The sequence below is a fragment of the Variovorax sp. GW822-FHT04A09 genome (assembly GCF_058801005.1).
The window spans coordinates 1-5883 of the sequence record NZ_JBXAMV010000011.1 but is presented as its reverse complement, the minus strand read 5'-3'; the positions used below and the strand labels follow the sequence as shown (position 1 = coordinate 5883).

The window sequence follows — 5883 nt, the reverse complement described above, 5'->3', positions numbered from 1 at the left end:
GACTGGTGCTCTCAGGAGCGTTGGTTGTGGGTGGTGAAGAAAGTCTTCGAAAGTTGACGCGGTTTGAAAAAACAGTGCATAATCGAAGGCTTCGCTGGAAACAACTTCAGCGACTTGAACTGAAAAGTTTGGGTTGCGGGAAAGAAGAAGTGGAAAGCGAAAAAAGTCTTCGAAAGTTGACGCGGTGTTGAAAAACAGTGCATAATCGAAGGCTCCGCTGAAAACAACTTCAGCAGCTTGAATCGAAAGATTCGGGATGCGAAAAAAGAAGTTGAAGAAAGCGAAAAAAGTTTGACGATACTTAAAAAATCGTGTTAGACTACAAGGCTTCGCTGATCGCAGCAAAGCAAAACGAAGTAAACGACAAGTTGCTTCGGTGATCGTTAAAAAATTACAGCCGATAAGCGTGGGCGTTTGAAGGTAATTGCGTAAGTTCTTCGGAACAAGTCGCAAGACTTAAAAACGCTCATGAGATAGAAGTGAAGTTCACTTTAATTCTTTTTTTATGAGTTTTGCTTGGCCGCGAGGTCAGGCGCAAAAATCAAGATCGAACTATAGAGTTTGATCCTGGCTCAGATTGAACGCTGGCGGCATGCCTTACACATGCAAGTCGAACGGCAGCGCGGGAGCAATCCTGGCGGCGAGTGGCGAACGGGTGAGTAATACATCGGAACGTGCCCAATCGTGGGGGATAACGCAGCGAAAGCTGTGCTAATACCGCATACGATCTACGGATGAAAGCAGGGGATCGCAAGACCTTGCGCGAATGGAGCGGCCGATGGCAGATTAGGTAGTTGGTGAGGTAAAGGCTCACCAAGCCTTCGATCTGTAGCTGGTCTGAGAGGACGACCAGCCACACTGGGACTGAGACACGGCCCAGACTCCTACGGGAGGCAGCAGTGGGGAATTTTGGACAATGGGCGAAAGCCTGATCCAGCCATGCCGCGTGCAGGATGAAGGCCTTCGGGTTGTAAACTGCTTTTGTACGGAACGAAACGGTCTTTTCTAATACAGAAGGCTAATGACGGTACCGTAAGAATAAGCACCGGCTAACTACGTGCCAGCAGCCGCGGTAATACGTAGGGTGCAAGCGTTAATCGGAATTACTGGGCGTAAAGCGTGCGCAGGCGGTTATGTAAGACAGTTGTGAAATCCCCGGGCTCAACCTGGGAACTGCATCTGTGACTGCATAGCTAGAGTACGGTAGAGGGGGATGGAATTCCGCGTGTAGCAGTGAAATGCGTAGATATGCGGAGGAACACCGATGGCGAAGGCAATCCCCTGGACCTGTACTGACGCTCATGCACGAAAGCGTGGGGAGCAAACAGGATTAGATACCCTGGTAGTCCACGCCCTAAACGATGTCAACTGGTTGTTGGGTCTTCACTGACTCAGTAACGAAGCTAACGCGTGAAGTTGACCGCCTGGGGAGTACGGCCGCAAGGTTGAAACTCAAAGGAATTGACGGGGACCCGCACAAGCGGTGGATGATGTGGTTTAATTCGATGCAACGCGAAAAACCTTACCCACCTTTGACATGTACGGAATTCGCCAGAGATGGCTTAGTGCTCGAAAGAGAACCGTAACACAGGTGCTGCATGGCTGTCGTCAGCTCGTGTCGTGAGATGTTGGGTTAAGTCCCGCAACGAGCGCAACCCTTGTCATTAGTTGCTACATTCAGTTGGGCACTCTAATGAGACTGCCGGTGACAAACCGGAGGAAGGTGGGGATGACGTCAAGTCCTCATGGCCCTTATAGGTGGGGCTACACACGTCATACAATGGCTGGTACAAAGGGTTGCCAACCCGCGAGGGGGAGCTAATCCCATAAAACCAGTCGTAGTCCGGATCGCAGTCTGCAACTCGACTGCGTGAAGTCGGAATCGCTAGTAATCGTGGATCAGAATGTCACGGTGAATACGTTCCCGGGTCTTGTACACACCGCCCGTCACACCATGGGAGCGGGTTCTGCCAGAAGTAGTTAGCTTAACCGCAAGGAGGGCGATTACCACGGCAGGGTTCGTGACTGGGGTGAAGTCGTAACAAGGTAGCCGTATCGGAAGGTGCGGCTGGATCACCTCCTTTCTGGAAACAAGCAATTTAATTTAAACGCCCACACTTATCGGTTGTTGGAAGAAGTCGGTTGTCTTCAATTTTGAAGACGATTGGCGAATGGGTCTGTAGCTCAGCTGGTTAGAGCACCGTCTTGATAAGGCGGGGGTCGTTGGTTCGAGCCCAACTAGACCCACCAAATCTTCTGATATCTCGTGTGAGAGTTTGAGGGGGATTAGCTCAGCTGGGAGAGCACCTGCTTTGCAAGCAGGGGGTCGTCGGTTCGATCCCGTCATCCTCCACCAATAACTTCGATACTTATTCAACACCAAAGCAGCTTCCTGCGAAAGCATGAGGCTTCTTTGTTGTTGATCAGGATCTCTTGATCAATCGGCTGTTCTTTAAAAATTCATAGAGTCGAATCAGCGTTGCTGATGGAAACTGCACATTCGTAAAGGTTTAGTGTAGACCGTGCCATCAGCAACATAGAATTTTTGATTGCGTCAAAAGAAACTTCAATTTCGAGTCAAATCGATATTGGAAGTACGGCATAACGCGTCAGGTGAAAGACCTGACATATTCCTTGAGATGATTTTGTAGTTTCGCAAGAAACGTCAAAGTTATAGGGTCAAGTGAATAAGAGCACGTGGTGGATGCCTTGGCAATGATAGGCGACGAAGGACGTGATAGCCTGCGATAAGCTTCGGGGAGCTGGCAAATTAGCTTTGATCCGGAGATTTCCGAATGGGGAAACCCACCTGCAAAGGTATCGCATGATGAATACATAGTCATGCGAGGCGAACCGGGTGAACTGAAACATCTCAGTAGCTCGAGGAAAAGACATCAACCGAGATTCCGAAAGTAGTGGCGAGCGAAATCGGAGAAGCCTGTTAGTGATAGCACAAGACATAACGGAACAGCTTGGAAAGGCTGGCCATAGCGGGTGATAGCCCCGTACGTGAAATGACCTGTGTGGTACTGAGCTAACGACAAGTAGGGCGGGACACGAGAAATCCTGTCTGAATATGGGGGGACCATCCTCCAAGGCTAAATACTCATCATTGACCGATAGTGAACTAGTACCGTGAGGGAAAGGCGAAAAGAACCCCGGGAGGGGAGTGAAATAGATCCTGAAACCGCGTGCTTACAAAAAGTAGGAGCCCGCAAGGGTGACTGCGTACCTTTTGTATAATGGGTCAGCGACTTACATTCAGTGGCAAGGTTAACCGAATAGGGAAGCCGTAGAGAAATCGAGTCCGAATAGGGCGATCAGTCGCTGGGTGTAGACCCGAAACCAAGTGATCTATCCATGGCCAGGATGAAGGTGCCGTAACAGGTACTGGAGGTCCGAACCGACTAGTGTTGCAAAACTAGCGGATGAGCTGTGGATAGGGGTGAAAGGCTAAACAAACTTGGAAATAGCTGGTTCTCTCCGAAAACTATTTAGGTAGTGCCTCAAGTATTACCATCGGGGGTAGAGCACTGTTTTGGCTAGGGGGTCATGGCGACTTACCAAACCAAGGCAAACTCCGAATACCGATGAGTACAGCTTGGGAGACAGAGCACCGGGTGCTAACGTCCGGACTCAAGAGGGAAACAACCCAGACCGCCAGCTAAGGTCCCTAAAATTGGCTAAGTGGGAAACGAAGTGGGAAGGCTAAAACAGTCAGGATGTTGGCTTAGAAGCAGCCATCATTTAAAGAAAGCGTAATAGCTCACTGATCGAGTCGTCCTGCGCGGAAGATGTAACGGGGCTAAGCCAGTTACCGAAGCTGCGGATTTGCAATTTATTGCAAGTGGTAGGAGAGCGTTCTGTAAGCCTGTGAAGGTGCGTTGTAAAGCGTGCTGGAGGTATCAGAAGTGCGAATGCTGACATGAGTAGCGTTAAAGGGGGTGAAAAGCCCCCTCGCCGTAAGCGCAAGGTTTTCTACGCAACGTTCATCGGCGTAGAGTGAGTCGGCCCCTAAGGCGAGGCAGAGATGCGTAGCTGATGGGAAACAGGTCAATATTCCTGTACCGATTGTTAGTGCGATGTGGGGACGGATCTTAATAGGTCATCCAGTTATTGGATTATTCTGGTTTAGTTGGATGTAGGCGTGCATTAGGCAAATCCGGTGCACATATACCGAGGCCAACGATCGAGCGGACTTGTCCGTGAAGTGACTGAACGAGGTTCCAGGAAAAGCCACTAAGCTTCAGCTAACAACGACCGTACCGCAAACCGACACTGGTGCGCGAGATGAGTATTCTAAGGCGCTTGAGAGAACTCAGGAGAAGGAACTCGGCAAATTGACACCGTAACTTCGGAAGAAGGTGTGCCCTATTAGTGTGTAGTGAACAACGAAGCATGAATGGGTTGCAAAAAATCGGTGGCTGCGACTGTTTATTAAAAACACAGCACTCTGCAAACACGAAAGTGGACGTATAGGGTGTGACGCCTGCCCGGTGCTGGAAGATTAAATGATGGGGTGCAAGCTCTTGATTGAAGTCCCAGTAAACGGCGGCCGTAACTATAACGGTCCTAAGGTAGCGAAATTCCTTGTCGGGTAAGTTCCGACCTGCACGAATGGCGTAACGATGGCCACACTGTCTCCTCCTGAGACTCAGCGAAGTTGAAATGTTTGTGATGATGCAATCTCCCCGCGGAAAGACGGAAAGACCCCATGAACCTTTACTGTAGCTTTGTATTGGACTTTGAACAGATCTGTGTAGGATAGGTGGGAGGCTTTGAAGCAGGGTCGCTAGATCTTGTGGAGCCAACGTTGAAATACCACCCTGGTGTGTTTGAGGTTCTAACCTAGGTCCATTATCTGGATCGGGGACAGTGCATGGTAGGCAGTTTGACTGGGGCGGTCTCCTCCCAAAGCGTAACGGAGGAGTTCGAAGGTACGCTAGTTACGGTCGGACATCGTGACGATAGTGCAATGGCATAAGCGTGCTTAACTGCGAGACTGACAAGTCGAGCAGATGCGAAAGCAGGACATAGTGATCCGGTGGTTCTGTATGGAAGGGCCATCGCTCAACGGATAAAAGGTACTCTGGGGATAACAGGCTGATACCGCCCAAGAGTTCATATCGACGGCGGTGTTTGGCACCTCGATGTCGGCTCATCTCATCCTGGGGCTGTAGCCGGTCCCAAGGGTATGGCTGTTCGCCATTTAAAGAGGTACGTGAGCTGGGTTTAAAACGTCGTGAGACAGTTTGGTCCCTATCTTCCGTGGGCGCTGCAGATTTGAGGAAGCCTGCTCCTAGTACGAGAGGACCGGAGTGGACACACCTCTGGTGTATCGGTTGTCACGCCAGTGGCATTGCCGAGTAGCTAAGTGTGGAAGAGATAACCGCTGAAAGCATCTAAGCGGGAAACTCGTTTCAAGATGAGATCTGCCGGGGCCTTGAGCCCCCTAAAGAGTCGTTCAAGACCAGGACGTTGATAGGTCAGGTGTGGAAGCGCAGTAATGCGTTAAGCTAACTGATACTAATTGCTCGTGCGGCTTGACCCTATAACTTTGATCAATCTGATCAAGGTGTTATGCCAAGTTGACGCATTCAAAATAATTCGCCAAAAGCTGATTCCAAACTCTATGAATTCGTTTGATTGATCGTGTGATCAATCGGACAACCATTTATGCCTGATGACCATAGCGAGTTGGTACCACTCCTTCCCATCCCGAACAGGACAGTGAAACGACTCAGCGCCGATGATAGTGCGGGTTCCCGTGTGAAAGTAGGTCATCGTCAGGCTCTTACAGCCCAGAAAACCCCAGTCAGCAATGACTGGGGTTTTTTGCTTTGCGCACAGCAAACGCCAAACGCATAAAAAGCGCTGACTCGA

The 5883-nt window shown here is 50.0% G+C and carries 1 protein-coding gene, 2 tRNA genes and 3 rRNA genes; 5 read left to right on the top strand and 1 reads right to left on the bottom strand.

The annotated features are described in order from the left end of the window. On the bottom strand, positions 1 to 453 hold a 453-nt coding region (locus tag AC1RLW_RS31360; protein ID WP_493196282.1), incomplete at its 3' end, for a hypothetical protein. A 96-nt stretch (positions 454 to 549) separates the two neighbouring features. On the opposite strand from AC1RLW_RS31360, the gene AC1RLW_RS31355 reads away from it, so the two are divergent. From AC1RLW_RS31355 to rrf, 5 genes are all read left to right on the top strand, one after another. Continuing rightward, positions 550 to 2084: ribosomal RNA gene (locus AC1RLW_RS31355) — 16S ribosomal RNA — on the top strand. Positions 2085 to 2173: 89 nt separating this feature from the next. Next, positions 2174 to 2250 (top strand) — tRNA-Ile (locus tag AC1RLW_RS31350). Between the two features lie 30 nt (positions 2251 to 2280). Beyond that, a tRNA-Ala gene (locus tag AC1RLW_RS31345) sits at positions 2281 to 2356 on the top strand. Positions 2357 to 2677: 321 nt separating this feature from the next. After that, positions 2678 to 5551 (top strand): 23S ribosomal RNA (locus AC1RLW_RS31340). A 128-nt stretch (positions 5552 to 5679) separates the two neighbouring features. Further along, positions 5680 to 5792: ribosomal RNA gene (gene rrf / locus AC1RLW_RS31335) — 5S ribosomal RNA — on the top strand. Together the 16S, 23S and 5S rRNA genes with 2 tRNA genes alongside form the textbook arrangement of a ribosomal RNA operon. The last annotated feature ends 91 nt before the right edge of the window (positions 5793 to 5883 follow it).